Below are 21,202 nucleotides of genomic sequence, written 5' to 3'. Positions count from 1 at the left end.
TTGATTAGTTCTTCTGGTTAGTTAATGTTGTTTTGCCACCTGAAATTAACATGGTAGTATCAATTAAAGCAACCAAGGGGTCGAGTCCGGCAGGAACCGCCATATAACGGGGTTGCCAATGCGTTGCAAATTTTTCTTTAAACCGGCGTAGGCCTTGGAAGTTATAAAATCGGCCACCTCGGCGAAAGACTAATGCGCCTAAACGTTGGATCATTGGTGCACCACGTCTTCTTTGCATGCCGGCAAGTGGTACCATTCCCAAACTAAAATACTGATAACCCTTTTCTTGATAATGTAAAATTAAACCAACCATTAAAAACTCCATGGTCGATTTTGGAATATCTTGTAAAACTCGCATTAGATCAATACTAGCACTATAGTTTTGCTGGGTTTCTAATAAATTCACAAAAGCAATAATTTTCCCTTGATATTCAATTGCGGCAACCGTGAAATTATCTAAATAGGATTTAGAAAAAGCCCCTAATGAGAATTTTTTCTCTTTGGTATGTTTATTTTTTAACCATGCATCGGAGACGGCTTTCAATTCATCAATTGGTGCAGTACCCGGTGGATAAAATCTTAAACTAAGCCCATCGCGTTGCCCACGGTTCCAAGTATATCGAAGATCTTTATATCCCTTAGAGGTTAAATCAAACTCTTTTAAATTAACTAAGGCTTCTTCACCAAGTTTGACAATTCGAAGACCAATATCCATATAAAATGGTAAATTGTTTGCTTTAACTTGGTAGAAAACCGGACGTAAATGGTGTTGATCACAAAGATCTCTAAATGCCCAGATTAAATCAGCCCGAGCTGTGCTATCATTGCCAATAGGATCATATAGCGCTACCATGCTTCTTCCTCGCCTTGCATACATAATGAAAGCAGTATGTGATTGATTGAAGAGCAATGACTTATCACCACTCATCGCTAATCCGCCTTCAGGTTGTTTTGAGTTGAGCATGATTTGATAGGCTTCACTTAACTCCTCTTCAGTCGGAATCGTTAAGATAGGTAATGTCGGTTTAAATGACCAAAATAACATTACGCCACTCAATAAGATAAAACTACCTAATGCTGCACGTAATGCTCGGGGAACTCGGCTATCTAACTCAAATTGCCACCATAAATCATGGCTATAAGGAATATCTTGATAAATAAATAAGATTAGCCAAACAAATAAGGCAAGTAAACCAAAACTGACTACAAAGGATTTTAGTGAGAAAGGTAAAATACTTAATCGGCTTTTACGATAAAAAGCATGTCTAAAATTGATTAATAGTATGGCTATTACTAATAATGTCGCTGCTTCGATCCAGTGTAAACCTCTTAGCAACGAGCAGATACTGCCTAATATCAACAATATAACCGATACTCCCCATGCCGAATAAAGTCTGCGACGTAATCCTACCGCCATTAGTAGGCATAAAACCCCGATTAAATTTGTGGTTAAATGAGCAAAATTGACAATTTTTTTCGGAAAAAAAGTGCCGAAAAAATCATGATTAAAGCCAGGTATAACACTTGAAAACATCATGACTACTCCGGCAAAAAATACCGAGGTGGCCATAATCGTTGCCGCAATACCGGTATCGGTTTCCTTAACTTGAGGCGCGGTTAACAAGTGTTTTCCTTCGTTAATTAGCAGTAAAATTCCGGCAGGAATCAATGGTAATATGATATAAATTAGACGGTAAATGACCAAAGCAACCGTTAATGATGCAGTATCAATTTGTGATGAAAATGCCGCTAATATAACCGCTTCAAATATGCCAACTCCACCAGGAACATGACTAAGTACCCCAGCAACTAATGCCAAGATATAAATCATAATAAAGGTAATAAAGTTTGGTTGATTCGGGAGTAAAAAATAGAGAATAGCACCGGCTAAAATGGCATCGATTAAGGTAATTAAAAATTGTCCACCGGCTAATTGCCAGTTAGGTAAACGGATCTGCCAATGGAAAATTTGATATAGCCAAGTATCTTTATTGGGTTTTTCTGCTAATCGGTGCGCATGTAAAAATAACAATACACCAGCATAAATGATCAATACTGCACTAGCGATTAATTCAATAGTGATTACCGAGATATGTAGCGCTAGCATGGTATTTTGTATATGTATTAATGCAGCAATTGTGGTAATTAAGGGTAATGTAAGGCCTAACGAAAGGCTAACAAAAATCGACATGCGAGCAACATCTATGGTGGTTAATCCATATTTAAAGTAGAGCCGACAACGAATTGCACCGCCGGATAGGGCGGATAACCCGACTGCATTACCAATGGCGGAGGCACAAATTGCACCAGTAGCTATTGTCGATGGTTTTAAATCAACGCCTGCATATCGTGCAGCTGACCATTCATAACCCATCAACATAATATAACTCGCTATCGCCGATAGACATGCTAGTAAAATTGCATGGTAAGGCAGTTTATGCAGAGCTGATTGTAAATCGATAAGGTTAATTGATTGTAATAAATGCCAACACACAACCAGTGCGATACAAAAAATAGTGAGTCCAAATAGTAGAGCGATAAATTGACGATATCGAGTGAAACATTCTATAAGTTGCCAAGGCAAAACTTTGCGTGCTGATATTTTCACTTAATCAACTCCAGTTATTTGCATTGATAATAAATTGTGATTAGAGCATTCTACCCTTCGAAAATAGTGAAAACAATCGAAAGAAATTAAAAAAAATATAAAAAAACATTAAATGCAAGTGGTTTTTTGTTAAATTTGTCAGAATAATCATAAATAATGATATTAAATGTGATTTTTAACTCATTTTAAATTGATTTTGGTGGTTTTATGCAAGAATAAATGTCTAGCTGATAAAGTGCTAATTAAAACCATCAATAGCGATTAGATTTTAACTGCGGTAATATACATAATATCTCGATCAAATATAATCTATCATTACTATTTTTAATTAAGCTAATAAAATGACCAACCGAATAACTGCCCAACAACAACTAATTCTTAATTCGATTAAACTATTTGTTCAACAAAAGCTTTCGCATGATTTTTCGGGTCATGATATGGCGCATATTGAACGAGTTGTAAAATTAGCCGAAAAAATCCTTAATGATCAGCCACAAGCAGATGCATTTATTGTATTGATGAGTGCTTACTTGCATGATGTCATTGATGAGAAAGTGGTTGAGGATGTTGATAAAGCAATAATTGAATTGCGTGATTATCTGCAATTATTAAAGATAACCACTAACGAGATTAACGCTATTTTTGCTATTATCGAAAATATGTCTTATCGGAAAAATCTTTCGCAAAAAACCGAGTTATCGTTGGAAGGACAAATAGTTCAAGATGCTGACCGTCTTGATGCTATTGGCGCAATAGGTATTGGCCGTACTTTTTATTATGGTGGTAATAAACATAATATTATGCACGATCCAAACATTCCACCGCGAACGAAACTTAATGAAGACAATTACAAACAGCCCAATACAGTAATCAATCACTTTTATGAAAAGTTATTTTTACTCAAAGATATGATGAATACTGACATAGCTAAACAGATCGCCGAGCAACGCCATAAAATTTTAGTTGAATTTGTTAATCAATTTGAGCAAGAGTGGCTGAGTAACGATTAAATTTTATCAAAACTAAATCCTGACGATTAATCAGGATTTAGCTAGCTGATTTTCAAACTCTTTGAGGCATCGCTTCTATTTAAAAGGGAATTGGTGCACCAACTAAAGAGAGTACGATTGGTAATGTAATTAAACTCAATAAAGTACTGACTAAAGTAGCACTTGATACCAGTGCTGGGTTAGTATCAAATTGAACTGACATTAATGTGGTATTGGCAGCACTTGGCATTGCCGCTAGAACAATAAGGATTTGTTTTGCCATTGGAGTAATAGGCATAAAATAGACCATTGCAAAAGCGACCAGCGGAGATATAACCATCCTCGTTACTAAAGCAAAAGAAAGTTTTGGATAATCAAGTTGTTTAATTTTGATTTTGGCCAATTGCATGCCCAAAATAATCATAATTATCACAATGGAAGAATCACCGATCATACTAATCGAAGTCATAATCGATTTTGATAATGGTATTTGACACAGTTGGAAAAGAATACCAGCAAAGGCACCATAGGCAACCGGCATTCTAATTACTTTGTTAATGACATCTTTTTGACTGACAATATCACTATGTGTGCTGCCCTTGGCAGCATAATAGATGCCAACAGTGCTCATAACAAATTGTTGTAACACCATCATTATGACACCTAGATCAAAACCGATCGTGCCAAAAAAAACCAGTAGTACTGGTGTACCATAATTACCATTGTTCATAAAACACGAACTCAAAATCATTGCACAGCGTTGTTTGACCGAATACTTCATTATCATTGACCAGATGCTGACAATAAGAACCAAGGAAAAACAGAGTCCAATGAGATAAGCAATATAGATTAAATAATCGCTGGTTAAGGTATGTGTATAAAATGTTTTAAATGCCAAAAAGGGTGATAACACATATAGCGACATTTTTGAGAGATTAGCAACATCAAAATTAAGAATCTTTTGACCAATAAATCCAACAATAAAAATACAAAAAATAGGAAACAAAATAAGGAAAAATTGCATAATTTTAACTTTAAACTTTTTGGTTAATTAATTTATTGAATCAATAGTTTCAACTATCGATTCGGTTAGTTTTTGACAGGTGTTATCATCAAGGGCTTTATTGTGTTTATCGGTTAGAATAAACAGATCTTCAATATGTTCGCCAATTGTGGCTATTTTAGCACTGCTTAGCGATAAGTCTAATTTTGCAAACACTTCACCAACACAAGCAAGTAAACCCGGTTTATCAAGCGCAATGAGTTCCATATAAGTTTGGTTTTCGTTAAATGACGAAATAAAGTTGACTTGTGTTGGTACAGAAAACGAACGTAGTCGCTGTTTAGCGGGTTTTATTGTCACGCCTTTGTAGACTGATTGATGTAGTACTTTATGTAGCGCTTGGATAATATCTTGATGTCGATTTTCTGGCACAATTTGCCCATTAGGTTCAAGTACAATAAAGGTATCTAATGCAAATCCATTTTTATTAGTAATAATCAATGCATCATGAATACTCAAATTTAACATACTTAACGCATTACATGCTGCGGCAAATAAAAAAGGTCTATCAGATGAGTAGATGATGATTTCGCTGCCACCATGATATGGATTGGGATTAATCGAAACTAATGTTTGATTCAAATCATGATTTAATAATAGTTGAGCGTGCCAAACGATCTGTTCAGCGCTATAGCGCAAAAAGTAATCGACACGATAATCTTGCCAAAGGTTTTTTATCATTTGCTCGTCGTAATTTTGTGCCAGCAATTCAGTTAGTGCTTGTTGTTTATGTTGACGAGCAACACTTCGTTGTTCTGGTATTTGATGAATGCCCGAATCAAATGATCGTTTAGCGGTTAAGTAGAGCTCACGCATTAAGCTCTGCTTCCAACTATTCCATAAGGTTTCATTAGTGGCACAAACATCGGCAACCGTTAAACAGAGTAAATAATGTAAACGGCGTTTGCTTTTTACTAATTGAATAAATTCGCGAATAACATCGGGATCTTGGAGATCTCGACTTTGCGCAGTTACCGACATCAATAAATGATAACGAACTAACCAAACAATCAAATCGGTATCTTTCGCATCGAGTTCATGTAATTGACAAAAAGATTCGACTAATTTAGCGCCTATTTCCGAGTGATCACCATGTCGACCTTTGCCAATATCATGGAATAATCCCGTTATTACCAGTAATTCAGGTTTAGATAGTTTGGCAAATACTGTTGAACTATTAGGATGTTTTTCTTTACCGACTTCGGTTTTTAAACGATCGAGTTCTAGCAATAAGCGGATAGTATGTTCGTCGACCGTATAAGCATGAAACAGATCAAATTGCATCATGCCTGAGATTTGTTGCCAACCAGGTATATACACCGCCAAAATACCATATTGATGCATTGGCAAAATGGCTTTTTTAATTGCATCTGGATGTTTGATGATTTTCATAAACAATGTTCTTGCTTCTGGCGTTTCACTAAGTAAATAATTGAGTTTTCGCCTTGCAGAACGAAGTTGCCTAATCGTATTAGAATATAATCCTGTAACTTGCGGATTAAGCAAAATTGTATAAAACAGATTGAGGATCATCAGCGGGTTATCAGTAAACACGCTGTTATGTTTAACATCAATTAGGTTGCCTCTGACTTGAAAATGTTGATCAATATCATAGGTCTTTTGTGATGAGTAACGTTTTAATAATGACTCATCAAATAGTTGTAAAAGCATTTGGTTGAGTTCGGTAATATTATGCGCAACACGATAATAATCATGCATCATATTTTCAACCGGTGTATTGCCTTCACCACTATATCCCAACATTTTAGCGATACTTAGTTGACGATCGAATAATAAACGATTGTCATAGCGGTTGATCACGCAGTGAAGCGCAAAGCGCATGCGCCATAAAAATTTGCGGCAAGTCTTAAATTCGGCCACTTCTTCTGGCGTTAAATAGTCAAACTGGGCAATTTTTTTTAAAAACTCTCCGCCAAAATGTCGGATTGCAACCCATTGGATGATTTGCATGTCACGTAAACCACCCGGACTATTTTTTAGATCTGGCTCTAAATTATAGGTAGTGCTGTGATATTGTTGGTGTCTTTCTTGTTGCTCTTGCATTTTGGCTTGATAAAAAGCTGGAGAAGGCCAGATTTTATCGCTAAAAATTTCACTGCGGAGCTTATTAAGTAATGACTCACTTCCGGCAATTAATCTTGATTCAATTAAGTTTGTCATGATAGTGATATCATTTTTAGCTTCTTGCAAACAGGTTTTTAACGTTCTAACGCTGTGGCCAATATCAAAATGCAGATCCCAAAGTAGACGGACTAAATCACCAATTTGTTTTTCCAGTTGTTTGGTTAGTGAGTTATCACTTAGTATCAAAATATCAATATCGGATAATGGATGAAGTTCGGTTCGACCATAACCACCAACTGCAATCAGTGCAATGCGATTTTGTTTAAACAGCGATGAAACTTGTTCGGGAATTCGATAATAATGCCATAATCGTTGAAGTAGCTGATCAATAAACTGACTGCGCAGATGAACTAAGTCATCAATATCGGCGTTATTTTTAAATTGGGTCACTGACCATTGTTGAAACGCATTTAGTTGCTGTTTTAGATAGGGGACAGTTATTTGCTCATCACTAAAATCAAGCGGAGAGATAGAATAAAACAAATGCGCATCAGTCATAGTCATCATATCAAATTAGCAAAATCGAATTGTTATATCGTCCACCGATTTTAAAGCAGTGTCAAGCTGGAATGACAACAGTTTTCATACAATAACATTAAGCAATAACGTTTATTCAATCCATTCGCGACTTTTAAAATTGATGAGTAAATATTTTTTGTAAAAATAATTGAGGAGTCTATACCGTCAAATAGTGTTTATTTAGGAAAAATAGTAAGTTAAATAACTTAATGTGAATGTTCCATGACACAATTTATTTAGAATTATTAACAATAAAAACGAGTTGATAAAAATAGTTATGCCACATGCTTATAAAATGTATTATTTAAGATTTTGTAAAAACAATTGAGAAGTCTATACCATCAAATATGATTTATTGCGGGTAAATAAGAGTATTGAATCAGTTAAGCTTGATTTTTTACTCAATTAACTTATTGAGTGTTTTAGTTATTAGATAAAGGTTGATTATCTGTTGTTTAGAGTTTTTTTAAATAAAAAAATGTTGAGGAAAGGTGTTTTTTTGACCGACAAAATAGGAAATTTTGACAATTTTGAGCCTATTCCCTCGTAAACTAAGTTAGTGCTAAATAGTATGATTTGTTGTTAACTAAATAACTTTATCGACAATAATTTTTTTCTCTATTAGATATTGTTCGTCTTTGATATTGATTGCCTGATCGGTAATTACTCGATTAATCGCTTCAAGAGGTGATAACTGATAAGATTGTTTTTGACCAAATTTTGATGAATCCGTGATAATAATGTTTTCACTTGGCTTAGTTAAAATAGTATTAACTAATTCTGTACGCATTTTGTTTCGGCCTGAAAAACCAGTGGAGGGTAAAAATCCATCAATACCGATAAAAGCTTTATCAAAATGTAAATGTTTTATTGCTAGACAAGCTAACTCACCGACTACACTTTCACTATTTTTTTGATATTCGCCACCAATCAAAATTACTTTTAAATCGGTATTTTTCAATAGTTGAGCAATGTAATAACTGGATGTTATTAAAGTTATACGGCGAGTATAGGCTAAGTGTCTTGCGAGCAGGGCATTGGTACTTCCGCCTTCAATAAAAATGTGCTCATCATTATTGACAAGTGACGCTGCATATTCGGCTATTTTTTGTTTCAGTGGGAACTTGATTTTCATACGAGCATCGAGATTATCACTATCTACTGCAACAGCATAACCATGTTCTCGTTTTAAATAACCGTTTTGTTCCAAAAAATTAAGATCATGACGAATGGTGACAACAGAAACATTAAATTGCTGAGCTAAATCATTGACACTAACTTGATTTAGTTCATTCACTTTATAAATAATTTCTTGTTGTCGTTCATTCATTAAATAAAGCATAGTCACCTGCTATTAAATCATCATATCTTTATATTTAAATATAAGTAGTTACTTTACAGAAAGATAGTAATGAATTAAATTGTATTTGTCATTATAAAAGTGGCACAAAAGACGTTTGTCGGTCTTTGAATGAATTTATAAATTAGATTTCTTTTTTGACAATAATATTATCTAGTATCACAGTTTGTCATACCTCAAAGGACGCTGAATGATCAGTAGCAATAACAGCTAAATTACGTTATAGAAAACTTGTTATTGTATGTATGTTTGAAACAATTAATATGGCTAAAGCCGCAAAGGATAAATAATTTTAATAAGTCTCAATCAGAAAGGTATATTAAGAATGAGAATACAATGAGGTAAGTTAAGTGAATAAAAAAATATTATTTCTAATCATGCTGTTTATCAGCCGCTTTGCACAAAGTGCTGAAGTCACTTGGGATCTAAATTTTGATGACAAATATAATTTACCTTTAATCATGATGGATTTTCAAGGTGAACAAATTGCCATGACCTTGGATACCGGTTCGAAAATAGCTTTACATCTACCAATGGATTTAATTAATAAGATTCCTAATAAAACGGAAAACTCTGAAAAAATCAGATCGATTGATCTTTCTGGGGGTGTCACAGAACTTAAATCATTTATTGTCAACAAGTTAGAATTAAATTCTTTTACCTTTAACAAGGTGCAAGTGGTTGAATATAAGGATTGGGGATTAGTTATTTCAAGCGATCCGAATATTGATGATAGTGAGGATACAGATGAAGATAAACCTGTTATTGGGCTTGGGTTGTTTGATGGTAACGTATTAACTATCAATTATCCGGAAAGTAATATAACGATATCAGATGATACTTCAACCGACTTAAATCCAAATTGGGTTGCTATCCCCTTTGATTTAAATGATGAAGGTTTGGTCGTCACTCTGTCTGACGGTATCAAGAATTATAAAATGGTTTTAGATACAGGAGCGACGGTATCACTCATCAAACAACAATCGCTGTCACCAGAATCAATTAAAATAAGCGATCCTGAAGATGATTTTAAATCTATATCACTTGATGTGAATAATGTCGCGAATGATAGCGTTCTGCCAATAATAATTGATTCATTTCCTAATGAATTTCAATCTGACGGATTATTAGGCGCTGACTTTTTAAGTAAAAACAGAGTTAAAATTGATTTTAAAAATAAGCAAATGTGGATCCAACCGGTTGTGACAAAATAATTTTATCTTAAATTTATATTGATGATTAAACGATAAAAAAGACCTACAAGAGTAGGTCTTTAAATTTCTGAGGTTTATAATTATCATTAATTAGATAACGTGTTCTGTTCTGGCGATAATATCATCCTGAGTATCAGGTGATAAGGCAGTAAAGAATGCGGAATAACCGGCAACACGTACAACTAAATCACGATACTGATCCGGATGTGCTTTCGCTGCAAGTAAGGTATCACGTGAAACAACATTATATTGGACATGCCATCCTTTGTGTACTTCAAAGAATGTTCTTAGCATCATCATGAGTTTTAACTTATCACGCGGATTATCTAAAGTTGATGGGTTGAGTTTTTGGTTCAACAGTACACCACCAAGAATTTTATCCGTTGGTAATTTACCTAATGAGTTAAATACCGCTGTTGGTCCTAAGGTATCTGTACCTGAAGATGGGCTAGCACCTTCGGCTAATGGCGTCCATGCTTTACGACCATCAGGTGTTGCAGCGGTTTGAGCGCCAAATGGTACATTGGCAGAGATAGATGAAGTACCAGCATAATAAGTACCACCAATTGGACCACGACCATAACGAGGGTTGCGATAATTTTTTAACTCGTCAATATAGTAGTTATAAAGTTCAGCTAAAAGATAATCAACTTCATCGTTATCATTACCATATTTTGGTGCACCATTGAGTAGACGTTGACGTAGTTGCTCGCCAGCAGAACCTTCAAAGTTTTCCGCTAATGCTTTAGCTAAATCTGATTGTTTGATGGTGTGTTCATCAAAAATTAGTTTTTTAATTGCTTCAAGACTGTTAGTGGTATTGGCAAGTCCTACTTGTAAGCCTGATACCCAATCATATTTAGCACCACCAGCTTTAAGTGTTTTACCACGTTCAATACAATCATCAACTAATACTGAACAGATAATATCGTGGGCATTTTCCTCTAAAATGGTATCAATCACATACTCAATTTCGATTGATTTTCGAGTGTAGTAGCGAATTTGTTTGTCCCATTGTGCTTTGACTTCATCAAAACTTTTGAAGTTATTTTTACTTAATGCTTGTTCTTGCGGTAAATAAACGACACCACTAGTTGCATCTTTACCTCCTTCTAACGTTGCTAGTGCAACACGAGCAAAGTTGATAAAGCTCATACCGGTACAGCGATAACCCCATTTACCCGGGACTGCTGTTTCAATACAACCAATTGCCGAATATTCATAAGCATCTTGGCGTTCTACGCCGAGTTTAATAAATTCAGGAATAACTATTTCATCATTATTAAACGCTGGCATACCAAATCCGCAGCGAATAACTTGCACGCAAGCATCTAAAAAGTCATCGCTCATACCTGAATGATAACGTACACTTAAGTTAGGTTGGGTTGATTTTAATCGTCCACAAGACTCTAAAATGGCATAAGATAATGAGTTAACCGCATCAACAGGGACATCATCAACTAATTTTTGGCCACCGATTGTTACGTTTTGGTACATTGGGCTACCCGCTGAACTTTTTGAGTGTGAACCTGAGCGAATTTTATTAACTTCTAAAAGTTTTAACCAACAACTATGTAATAACTCAATAGCTGCTTCACGTGATAAAGATTTGTTTTGTTCAACATCTTTTTCGTACCATGAAGAGAGATATTGGTCCATACGACCAAATGATACAGAGTGACCATTTGATTCGATTTGTAACAATAACATCACAAAATAGCATAATTGGATTGCTTGCCAGAATGTTTGCGGTGGTTTATGAGCGATAACATCACAGTTTTTAGCAATTTGTAATAATTCATCTTTACGCCATGAACGTTCTTCTTTAGCAGCCATTTCACGCGCTAATTCGGCATAACGTTCAATATATTTACTCATGGCTTGCATTGAGATTTCAGACGCTTTTAGGAAGTGATCTTTGTGGAAATCGTCAAAATCAGTAGTATTAATTCGACTACGACGTTCTTTAATTTTGTCAATAATTCCATCAATCCCTTTTTCCAAAATAAATGGGAAATTAACGGCAAGGTGAGCATCACCAGAGTTCATATTACCTTCGGCTTTGATCATAACAGTATCGAGTAATGATTTATGCTCATCGCTAAATAGTGCATAACAGCGATCAAGTACGGTTTGACCATGCCACCACGGACAAACTCGGTGTAAAACTTCCTTGTCATGTTCGGTGACTTCGAACCCTGCGCCTGGGCGCTCACCTAATACATCAATTTCTTTTTCAACCCAACCAACAGTATATTCAGGAAATATTGGTGCAGCTCTTGGCGAACTGGCTTGGTTACCAACAATTAATTCATCATGTTTTATCCAAATTGTTTTTTTATTTAGATGGTTAGCTAATGCATAAGCGCGGCGTAATACAACCGGTTGTGCCAAATGTTCTTGGTATGATTCAGTGTAATGTTCTGCACGTTCAACACAAATTGGTGGTTTAATAATATGAATTAATGCATTTTTATGGGCTTTAATTCGTGGTGTGACGGTAGTAAGATCTAGCGTAGACATAAGGTTCTCCTTGATTATCCTCGTAAAACAGCGGTTAACTGTTTTTGTTTAGCATAGTTGGTTGCAAAATCTATGATATTTGCGTCGTTTAGTGGCTCTTTAGGTGCGTGATAAGGCAGATCGAGCATTTTGTATTTGTTTATACCTAAGGTGTGATACGGTAAAAAATGAATCTCATCAGTCGGTATTTCGCTAGCGACAAAATCGACAATACTTTTAATCGACTTTTCATCAGCATTAAATCCTTGAATTAGTGGTACTCGGATAGTGATTTTTTTGTTTGTATTCGCTAAAAGTTCAAAGTTTTTTAAAATACGTTTAGCTGAACCTTTCGTCCATGCATAAAAAATAGATTCGTCAGTATGTTTTAAATCCGCCAGGAACAGATCTAAATATGGCAATGAAGCTTCAATATTTTTCCATGGCACATGTAAACAAGTTTCAACAGCTGTGTGGTAGCCTTGCTGTTTACACGCAGTTAAAATTTCTTGGCTTAATTTTGGTTGCATAAATGGTTCACCACCTGACAAAGTTACTCCGCCACCGGTACGTTCGTAAAATGGGCTATCTTTATTAATAGTTTGCATAACCTCTTCAACAGATAAAGATTCACCACAGACGGTTAATGCTAAGCTTGGACAAATATTTTGTATTTTTTGATAATCTGCTTGTTCGGCAGCTTTCCGATTGATCTGAATGTTGCCATTTGATTTTTTGATTAAATTTGGGCAAGATGCAACACAAAGTTCGCAATCATTAATGCAAAGCCTTTCATCAAACAGAATTTCTTGCTTAGCCGATTGACTTTCTGGGTTTTGACACCAAAAACATCCCAAAGAACAACCTTTTAAGAAGACAACTGTTCGGATTCCGGGTCCATCATGAGTGGAATATCGTTGTAAATTAAAAATCATACACAGCCCCAATCTTTTTTCTACATATTAATAACTTTCGAACGAAAGTGTCTGTGATCTATATCACATTTTTTGCTATTAAAATCAAAAATAAGATCTAGATCACATATTTTAAATGAAATTATTCTTTTGAAAGTGTTTTATATTTCGAACGAAAGAATTTTATGTTTTAATCGGAATGCAAAAACAAATAAGGACGAAGAATAAAATGAATAATTTTACTATTGGTATTGATGTTGGCGGCACTAAAACAGCATATGGGCTTTTTGATAGCAATAAAAAACTAATCTTTAAAAATAAACTACCAACTAATTCAAATTTGCATTCACAAGCTTTTTTTGATGAAATTGCCGATAATATTAATACTATTCTAAAAAATCACGATATTAATTATTCTAATTTACGTGGTGTTGGTATTGGTATGCCTTCTTATATTTTTTATGAAGAAGGACGTATCATGAAAACGGCAAATTTACCTAAGATAAAAGATTTTCCTGCTCGTAGTTATTTGTATAAAAAGTTAGGCGGTAATATCCGGATTATGCTTGATAACGATGCTCATACGGCTGCATTAGCGGAACATCGTAATGGTGCTGGACGCGGTTTTACTCATATGCTTTATTGTCCGGTAAGTACTGGGATTTCCACAGGTATTATTATTGATAATAAGCTATTTCGTGGACGTTATGGTTGGGCTGGTGAAACAGGTCATATGATTGCAACCCCGGGAGAAGGTATCGAATGTGGTTGTGGTAATCGAGGTTGCCTAATGTCATATTGTTCTGGTGCTATGATTGTAAAACATGTTAAACAAAAGATTCTAGAAGGTCATAAAACAATAATGACTGATCTAGCTGGATCGCATGATGCTATTGATGTTTTGCATATTAGTCAGGCTTATGATTTAGATGATGCATTATCTATTTGGGCGATAGATCAAATGGCAAAATATATGGCTGTTTGGCTATACAATCTTTATTCCTCATTAAATATTAACTGTTTTGTGCTTGGCGGTGGTTTATTAAATATTGGTGATAAATTATTCGAGCCAGTTAAAAGCATGTTTAATGATTTAAATCATTGTGATTTACCTGTTTATTTTAAAGAAGCTGAGTTAGGCGATGATTTTGGCATAGTAGGCGCTGCAGAGCTACTTTTTTAATCTGAGGTAATCATGATGAATACAGTGACTATTGATGAAGTAAATAAACCTGCAAAACCTAAGTTTTTAGTAATTATTGATGTCTTAATAGATGGTATCTCAGGTATTTTTCTGCCATTTGTTAATCAATTATGTGCTTGTGGTATTTTGATTGGTATTGTGGCAATTTTGCAAACTACAGGTTGTATTAACATTGAAAGTGATTCTTATAAGATTTTGCATGCAATGGCTAATAGCCTTTTTTATTTTTTACCAATGTTACTTGCCTTTACTTCGGCAAAAAAATTTGGTGCTAACCCTTATACTGCTGTAGTGATTGCCGGAATTTTGCTTTATCCAAGCCTTGTTGAGATGTTAGATAAAGGAGATACGATTAACTTTATCGGTTTAACTATTTATCCAGTTACCTATAATGCCAGCGTGATCCCTATCATATTGGCAGTTGGTATTTTGCATTATGTTGAATTATTTTTTAAGAAAATATTGCCAGACGTGGTGAGTGATTTCTTAACACCACTGCTTAGTATTATTCTCATTTCAACATTAACATTATCAGTATTAGGGCCATTGGGTGTTGCAATTAGTAAATATCTGGCAATAGGTTATCAATCTGCCTATCAAACTAGCCCAATTTTAGCTGGTTTTATACTGGGTGGAATCATTCAATTAATGGTTATTTTTGGTTTTCATTGGTGTTTAATCCCATTGGCCATCAATAATATTGCTTTAAATGGCTTTGATACTATCTTAGCGATGATGGGGCCGGCAGTTTTTGCTCAGGCGGGTTCGGCATTTGCGGTATTCTTTTTAGCTAAAAATAAACAGTTTAAATTTATCTGTTTTTCTGCTGGAATATCTGCTTTATTTGGCATTACCGAACCTGCAATGTATGGGGTTAATTTGCCTCTTAAAAAACCGATGATAGGCGTTTGTCTTGGTGGCGCTATTGGGGGGGCCATGACAGGTTATTTTGCTAATTCTGCTATGTCATTTGCTTTCCCTGGACTTGTAACGCTACCGGTATTTATGGGAAGCGCTTTTTGGAGCTTTATTTTAGCTGTTATTATTGGTTTTTTAGTTGGCTTTTTATTTACATTAAGTTGTCATAAAAAGTTAGAATTGGCTAAGTTTGCTCAAACTAAAACTCCAATTCTTAACAATTAATCTTACCTATTTGGTTAAATTTAGGTATCATAATGATTCTCTCTAAATTAGCTCAATAGACAGGAAATATGAATAAGCGTCATCAAATAATCTTAGAATTGATTAATAATAAAAAGAAGATTAGTGTAAATGAGTTAGCTGAATTAACTAATGTATCACTCGTGACTATTCGTAATGACTTATCTATTCTTGAACAGCAAAACTATGTTAAGCGTAGCCATGGTTTTGCTGAAATTCTAGATCGTGATTTAATGAGTGAGAGGATGGATGTTAATTTTTCACTAAAGCAGAAATTAGCCAAATATTCATTAAGTTTAATTAATGAGGGCGATTCTGTATTTATTGAGGGTGGAAGTACTAACTCTTTGTTAGCCAGAGAATTACTCAATTTTAAAGGTGAAATTGTCGTTATCACTGTTTGTACCTATATCGCATCGTTATTACGTGATGCCCCATTCGATGTCATTTTATTTGGTGGATTGTTACAAGCTAAAAGTGAAAGTGTAATTGGGCCATTGACAAGAACATGTATCAATCAAACCCACTTTAATAAAAGCTTTTTGGGCATTGATGGTTATAGTCCCGATATTGGTTTTACTGGCCGTGATATGATGCGAGCAGAAGTTATTAATGCTGTCTTGAATAAAGGGGCAGAAAATTTCGTGATTTCAGATTCATCAAAGTTTGGTCTTGTTTATCCTTATACTATCCACTATGATAATTTTAAACAAATTATTACCGATAACAGTATTAGTGTAGATATGGAAAATTCACTAAAAGATAAAGGTATTATTGTGCATAAAGTTTAATTGTACTTTTCTTAAGCTATTTATAATTTGATTTTATTAAAAAATGGAATGGCCTATAATTTTTTAACTTATCCAATTCATTTTACTTTTCCTTTCCTTCTCCTTCTCTTTTTGTATAAAGAACGTTTTTCTTTTGCTTTTAACTTATTTCTTTTCTTGTCTTAGTAAATCATTACTTAATAAATATTTTGGCTAAATTAATCATATTGCTAATATTTTAATGTTCTTATGAAATTAAATTTATTTTCGTTAGAAATTTATTTTATTTTCGTTAATGTGATCTTACTCAACGTTTTGAAAGTATTTTTTGTGTTATTTTTTAATAAAAGATAGTTACAACAAAATATAAATTAAAAAGGAGAGTAATTATATGACCGATATAGAGCAAGTTATTATGAATTTAATTGTTAACTCCGGTGCAGCTAAGTCTTTTGCCTACAATGCATTAACTAAAGTAAACGAAAAAGATTACCAAGGATCGGATACTGACCTTCAACAGGCTCATGAATATTTAAAATTAGCTCATAACGAGCAAACAGCATTACTCACAATGGAGGCCAATGGTGAGAAAATTATGATTAGTGCTTTATTTATCCACGCTCAAGATCATTTAATGGCTGCCATATCAGAAATTACATTGATAGAGCAGATCATCGATTTACGAAAAACAGTAAACAGTCTACTAGCTAATTAATTATATAAAGATAACAAGGTGAGTATTATGATTAAAATTAAATTATTTTGTGCAGCAGGATTTTCTACTAGTATGCTAGTTGAAAAAATGATTGAAGCGGCGAAATTACAAAATCTTGAAGTGGATATTCAAGCACATTCGCATGCAAATTTACGTGATCATATAAATGATACTGATGTAGCTTTACTTGGACCTCAAGTAGGTTATGCATTAGCTAAAGCAAAAGAAGTTTGTGATCCAGTCGGTTTACCTGTCGAAGTTATTCCTATGATTGACTATGGCACAATGAATGGACAAAAAGTACTTGAATTTGCGCTAAATCTTCATAAAAACAAGGGGTAATAATTATGAGTATTATTGTCAATTTTATTAATACCAAAGTGTTACCCAAAATTTTAGTATTTGTGAATAGTAAAGGTATTATTGCTGTCAAAGATGGAATGTTAAGTATTCTTCCATTAACTGTGGTTGGTAGTTTTTTTCTGGTTATTGGTCAAATACCTTCGAAAGAAATTAATGATTTTATTGCTAATATTTTCGGTAATAATTGGACTGAACCTTTTATGCGAGTTTATGGTGGTACTTTTGCTATCATGGGTTTAATCTCCTGTTTTGCCATTGCTTATGCTTATGTTAAAAATGAGGGGTTTGAACCGTTACCTGCTGGGGTACTTGCTGTTTCGGCCTTTTTTATTACTTCTAACTCTTATGTTGTCGCGCCTATTTCAAGTGAAATTATCGATAATACGGTATCTAAAGCTTGGATTGGTGGGCAGGGAATGATTTCAGCAATCATTATCGGTTTATTCGTTGGTTATATTTATTCACTTTTTTTGCGCCGTAATATCGTGATTAAAATGCCGAAAGCTGTACCAAAAACTGTCGCAGTACAATTTACCGCATTTTTGCCAGCAGCTTGTATTTTTACTTGTGCTTTAATTACTTATGCTTTATTTAAAGCTTTTGGTCAAACGACTTTGTTAGAAGCTATTTATAGTTTATTGCAAGTTCCTTTACAAGGTTTAACCGATTCATTAGGTGGTATGATAGCGATTGCATTTTTTATCTCCTTTTTATGGTGGTTTGGCGTACATGGACAATCGATTGTCAATGGAATCGTGACATCAATATTAACCGCAAATGCCATTGATAATACTAAAATTTTAGCTGAAAAAGGCTATTTGGATCTAAGTAACGGAGGACACATTGTTACTCAACAATTTTTAGATTCATTTATTCTTTTAACTGGTTCTGGTATCACCTTTGGTATTGTGTTCGCCATGATTGTCGCAGCAAAGTCTAAGCAATATAAGTTTTTAGGTAAAGCTGTAATTTTCCCTACTATATTTAATATCAATGAACCAATTACGTTTGGATTTGGTATTGTACTTAATCCGATTATGTTTATCCCGTTTATTGTGGTGCCGATTCTAAGTGGATTATTAGTCTATTTTTCATTTGTTATTGGCTTTTTAGAACCTTTTTCTGGTGTTATGTTGCCATGGAGCACACCTGGAATTCTTTCTGGATTCTTGGTTGCAGGTTGGAAAGGTGCATTATTACAAGTGATTATCTTAGGTATTTCTATCGTAGGATATTATCCATTTTTTAAGAAAATGGATGCAATTGCGTATGCAAAAGAACAACAAGAGGGGTTAGCGACAGCTTCATAGTTGTTATGGTTAAATTTTCTTAGATCATCATACAAGTCAAATTGTAAAAATTATTCTTCGGATTTACATTCTTTTGCTAGTAAGCAAAAGAATGTTTTTTTCGATAATTATTTAATCTATATAAGTTAATTATCACTTTTATTCCTTTTGATTATTGTGCGCTTTATTGGTGCTATTTTATTTTTTAAATTTAACAAAAAAAGATTAAAAAATAGTGGAATTATTTTCTATAGTAAGTAAAATTATTTACGAAAGAAAATAAAAAAGGAGATGTTATGGAACTTTACTTAGATACAGCAGATATTGCTGCAGTTAAACGACTTGCGCCAATATTCCCGATTAAAGGAGTGACTACAAACCCTAGTATTGTAGTTAAATCTGGTAAGCCGATTTTTGACGTACTATTGGCGTTACAGGATATTATTGGTCCAGAAGGGCAGTTATTTGCGCAAACTATTGGTAATAATGCCAAAGATATGATTAAAGAATCAGAACAATTACGCAGTAAAATTCCATCGATCATAACGAAAATTCCGGTAACGACTGAAGGCCTTATTGCTATCAAAGAATTAACTAAGCAAGGTATTCCAACGTTAGGAACGGCTGTTTATGGTGCCGGTCAAGGCTTATTAGCTGCTTTAGCTGGAGCAAAATATATTGCACCATATGTTAATCGTATTGACGCTCAAAGCGGAAATGGAATTGATGTTGTAAATGAATTGCAAACTTTATTAGATTTGCACGCGCCATCTTCAATGGTATTAGCGGCAAGTTTTAGAACGGCAAGACAAGCCTTAGATTGTTTATTAAGTGGATGTAAATCTATAACTTTACCAGTAGACGTAGCTGAGTTATTCCTTGCCGATCCTGCAGTCGATGCTGCTATTTGTAAATTCGAAGATGATTGGAAGAAAACTTACGGAACACTATCTTTTTAATACATTGTTTTAATTAAGTATTCGCCGAATGATTTTTTAGCAATTTAAATTATTAGCTTCAAAATCAAGAAAAGTTAGTAAATTCTATTTTTTAATAGGAAAAAAAGTATGAGTGTTGTTGCTATTCAATCACCAGGTAAATATATACAAGGTGCAGGGATCTATGATGATATTGCTAAATATTTGTCACCAGTAGCTAATAAGTTTGTCATTTTAGTTGATCCATTTGTATTACCATTAGTGAAAGACCGATTAGAACAAAATCTCACGGCAAAAAATATCAAATATATATTTGTAGAGTTTGGTGGAGAATGTTGTCATTCAGAAGTTAATCGAGTTATGCAGATAGCGATTGAGAATCATTGTTTAGCTATTTTAGGTATCGGTGGTGGTAAAACACTAGATACAGCCAAAGCAGTAGGCTTTTATGCAAAATATCCAATCGTATTAAGTCCAACCGTTGCTTCTACTGATGCTCCATGTGCCGCGCTTTCTGTTATATACACTGATGATGGTATTTTTGATTCTTATCTATTTTTACCAAACAATGCTAACGTTGTTCTTATTGACACTCAAATTGTAGCTAACGCACCGAGTCGTTTATTTGCAGCAGGAATGGGAGATGCATTGGCGACGTGGTTTGAAGCCCGAGCTTGCCATCAAAGTGGTGCAAAAACTATGGCTGGTGAATTGGCATCATCAACAGCTTTAAATCTGGCTAAATTCTGCTTTGATACTTTAATGGCAGAAGGTCGAAAAGCGATGATTGCTGTGCAAAATAAAGTGGTTACTCCAGCAGTTGAAAAAATCGTAGAAGCGAATACTTATCTTAGTGGTGTTGGTTTTGAAAGTGGTGGTTTGGCTGCAGCTCACGCTGTGCATAATGGACTAACAACACTTGATGAAACACATAAATATTTACATGGTGAGAAAGTGGCATTTGGTGTGTTAACACAACTGATTTTAGAAAATGCTAGTGATGAAGTGTTAGAGCAAATCACGAGCTTTTGCTATGATCTTGGCTTACCAATCTCATTAGCACAAATTGGTGTTACTACTGATATAGAACAGAAAATGCAGAAAGTTGCAGCAGAGTCTTGCGCTGATAATGACACAATGAAAAACATGCCTGGTAATATTCAACCTAAAGATGTTTATGCTGCTTTAATTGCTGCCAACCAGTATGGTGAAAATTATTTATCACGAAAAGATAGATAAATTTCGTCAGAGCTCCATCCTTAATACAAAAGAGAAATTATTCGTGTAATTTCTCTTTTTTTTGATTACTTTTTACAGAAAATTTTCGTTAGATACTAAAAGAAAATTAAAATTTATTTTTTAATAAAGACTGTAATTTAATTATATGAAATAACGTTAATAAAAAGGAACCGATAAGGTTCCTTTAATAAAAAATTTGAGGAAAGGGT

General features: G+C 34.3%; 16 protein-coding genes. 10 read left to right on the top strand and 6 right to left on the bottom strand.

Annotated features, from left to right (window positions below; all coding sequences use genetic code 11):
- Nucleotides 1–4 precede the first annotated feature (4 nt).
- Nucleotides 5–2,608 carry a bifunctional lysylphosphatidylglycerol flippase/synthetase MprF gene (gene mprF, locus H3T80_RS08210; protein WP_198201361.1) on the bottom strand — a complete coding sequence of 868 codons (2,604 nt, stop codon included), beginning with the start codon at nucleotides 2,606–2,608 and terminating at the stop codon, nucleotides 5–7.
- A 341-nt stretch (nucleotides 2,609–2,949) separates the two neighbouring features.
- Between mprF and H3T80_RS08205 the strand changes: the two genes are divergently transcribed.
- Complete coding sequence (locus tag H3T80_RS08205; RefSeq protein WP_198201359.1) at nucleotides 2,950–3,618, top strand: HD domain-containing protein; 669 nt, start codon at nucleotides 2,950–2,952, stop codon at nucleotides 3,616–3,618.
- Nucleotides 3,619–3,697: 79 nt separating this feature from the next.
- On the opposite strand, the gene H3T80_RS08200 is transcribed toward H3T80_RS08205, so the two are convergent.
- From H3T80_RS08200 to H3T80_RS08190, 3 genes are all read right to left on the bottom strand, one after another.
- On the bottom strand, nucleotides 3,698–4,621 hold the full coding sequence (locus H3T80_RS08200; RefSeq protein WP_086362308.1) for an AEC family transporter: 924 nt from the start codon (nucleotides 4,619–4,621) through the stop codon (nucleotides 3,698–3,700).
- A gap of 27 nt (nucleotides 4,622–4,648) precedes the next feature.
- Nucleotides 4,649–7,303 carry a bifunctional uridylyltransferase/uridylyl-removing protein GlnD gene (glnD, locus tag H3T80_RS08195; RefSeq protein WP_198201356.1) on the bottom strand — a complete coding sequence of 885 codons (2,655 nt, stop codon included), beginning with the start codon at nucleotides 7,301–7,303 and terminating at the stop codon, nucleotides 4,649–4,651.
- A gap of 607 nt (nucleotides 7,304–7,910) precedes the next feature.
- Complete coding sequence (locus H3T80_RS08190) at nucleotides 7,911–8,654, bottom strand: DNA-binding transcriptional regulator YciT (RefSeq protein WP_065577675.1); 744 nt, start codon at nucleotides 8,652–8,654, stop codon at nucleotides 7,911–7,913.
- Nucleotides 8,655–9,034: 380 nt separating this feature from the next.
- Between H3T80_RS08190 and H3T80_RS08185 the strand changes: the two genes are divergently transcribed.
- Entirely contained in the window at nucleotides 9,035–9,898 is an 864-nt protein-coding gene (locus tag H3T80_RS08185) for an aspartyl protease family protein (RefSeq protein WP_198201354.1), read from the top strand.
- Nucleotides 9,899–9,988: 90 nt separating this feature from the next.
- Here the strand turns inward: H3T80_RS08185 and H3T80_RS08180 are convergent, their stop codons facing one another.
- A complete protein-coding gene (locus H3T80_RS08180) occupies nucleotides 9,989–12,421 on the bottom strand; it encodes a formate C-acetyltransferase/glycerol dehydratase family glycyl radical enzyme (RefSeq protein WP_065577612.1) in 2,433 nt (810 codons plus the stop codon).
- 14 nt (nucleotides 12,422–12,435) lie between these two features.
- Nucleotides 12,436–13,335 carry a glycyl-radical enzyme activating protein gene (locus H3T80_RS08175; protein ID WP_065577611.1) on the bottom strand — a complete coding sequence of 300 codons (900 nt, stop codon included), beginning with the start codon at nucleotides 13,333–13,335 and terminating at the stop codon, nucleotides 12,436–12,438.
- A 208-nt stretch (nucleotides 13,336–13,543) separates the two neighbouring features.
- On the opposite strand from H3T80_RS08175, the gene H3T80_RS08170 reads away from it, so the two are divergent.
- The 8 genes from H3T80_RS08170 (at nucleotide 13,544) to H3T80_RS08135 (ending at nucleotide 20,993) form a co-directional block, all read left to right on the top strand.
- Nucleotides 13,544–14,497, top strand: a complete 954-nt coding sequence (locus H3T80_RS08170; protein WP_198201352.1) for an ROK family protein — start codon at nucleotides 13,544–13,546, stop codon at nucleotides 14,495–14,497.
- A 15-nt stretch (nucleotides 14,498–14,512) separates the two neighbouring features.
- The gene (locus tag H3T80_RS08165; protein WP_198201349.1) at nucleotides 14,513–15,661 is read left to right on the top strand and encodes a PTS transporter subunit EIIC; all 1,149 of its coding nucleotides are present in this window, start codon (nucleotides 14,513–14,515) and stop codon (nucleotides 15,659–15,661) included.
- A gap of 68 nt (nucleotides 15,662–15,729) precedes the next feature.
- Nucleotides 15,730–16,470 carry a DNA-binding transcriptional regulator YciT gene (locus H3T80_RS08160; protein WP_198201347.1) on the top strand — a complete coding sequence of 247 codons (741 nt, stop codon included), beginning with the start codon at nucleotides 15,730–15,732 and terminating at the stop codon, nucleotides 16,468–16,470.
- Between the two features lie 370 nt (nucleotides 16,471–16,840).
- The gene (locus tag H3T80_RS08155) at nucleotides 16,841–17,164 is read left to right on the top strand and encodes a PTS lactose/cellobiose transporter subunit IIA (RefSeq protein ID WP_065577607.1); all 324 of its coding nucleotides are present in this window, start codon (nucleotides 16,841–16,843) and stop codon (nucleotides 17,162–17,164) included.
- A gap of 27 nt (nucleotides 17,165–17,191) precedes the next feature.
- A complete protein-coding gene (locus H3T80_RS08150; protein ID WP_065577606.1) occupies nucleotides 17,192–17,506 on the top strand; it encodes a PTS sugar transporter subunit IIB in 315 nt (104 codons plus the stop codon).
- 5 nt (nucleotides 17,507–17,511) lie between these two features.
- A complete protein-coding gene (locus tag H3T80_RS08145) occupies nucleotides 17,512–18,837 on the top strand; it encodes a PTS sugar transporter subunit IIC (protein ID WP_198201346.1) in 1,326 nt (441 codons plus the stop codon).
- 275 nt (nucleotides 18,838–19,112) lie between these two features.
- Nucleotides 19,113–19,775, top strand: a complete 663-nt coding sequence (fsa, locus tag H3T80_RS08140) for a fructose-6-phosphate aldolase (RefSeq protein WP_065577604.1) — start codon at nucleotides 19,113–19,115, stop codon at nucleotides 19,773–19,775.
- A gap of 108 nt (nucleotides 19,776–19,883) precedes the next feature.
- Entirely contained in the window at nucleotides 19,884–20,993 is a 1,110-nt protein-coding gene (locus tag H3T80_RS08135) for a glycerol dehydrogenase (RefSeq protein WP_198201344.1), read from the top strand.
- The last annotated feature ends 209 nt before the right edge of the window (nucleotides 20,994–21,202 follow it).

The sequence above is a fragment of the Gilliamella sp. W8145 genome (assembly GCF_016101145.1).
Classification (GTDB): domain Bacteria; phylum Pseudomonadota; class Gammaproteobacteria; order Enterobacterales; family Orbaceae; genus Gilliamella; species Gilliamella apis_A.
Note: the sequence above shows the minus strand (reverse complement) of the source record. Positions and strands in the feature narration are given on the sequence as shown.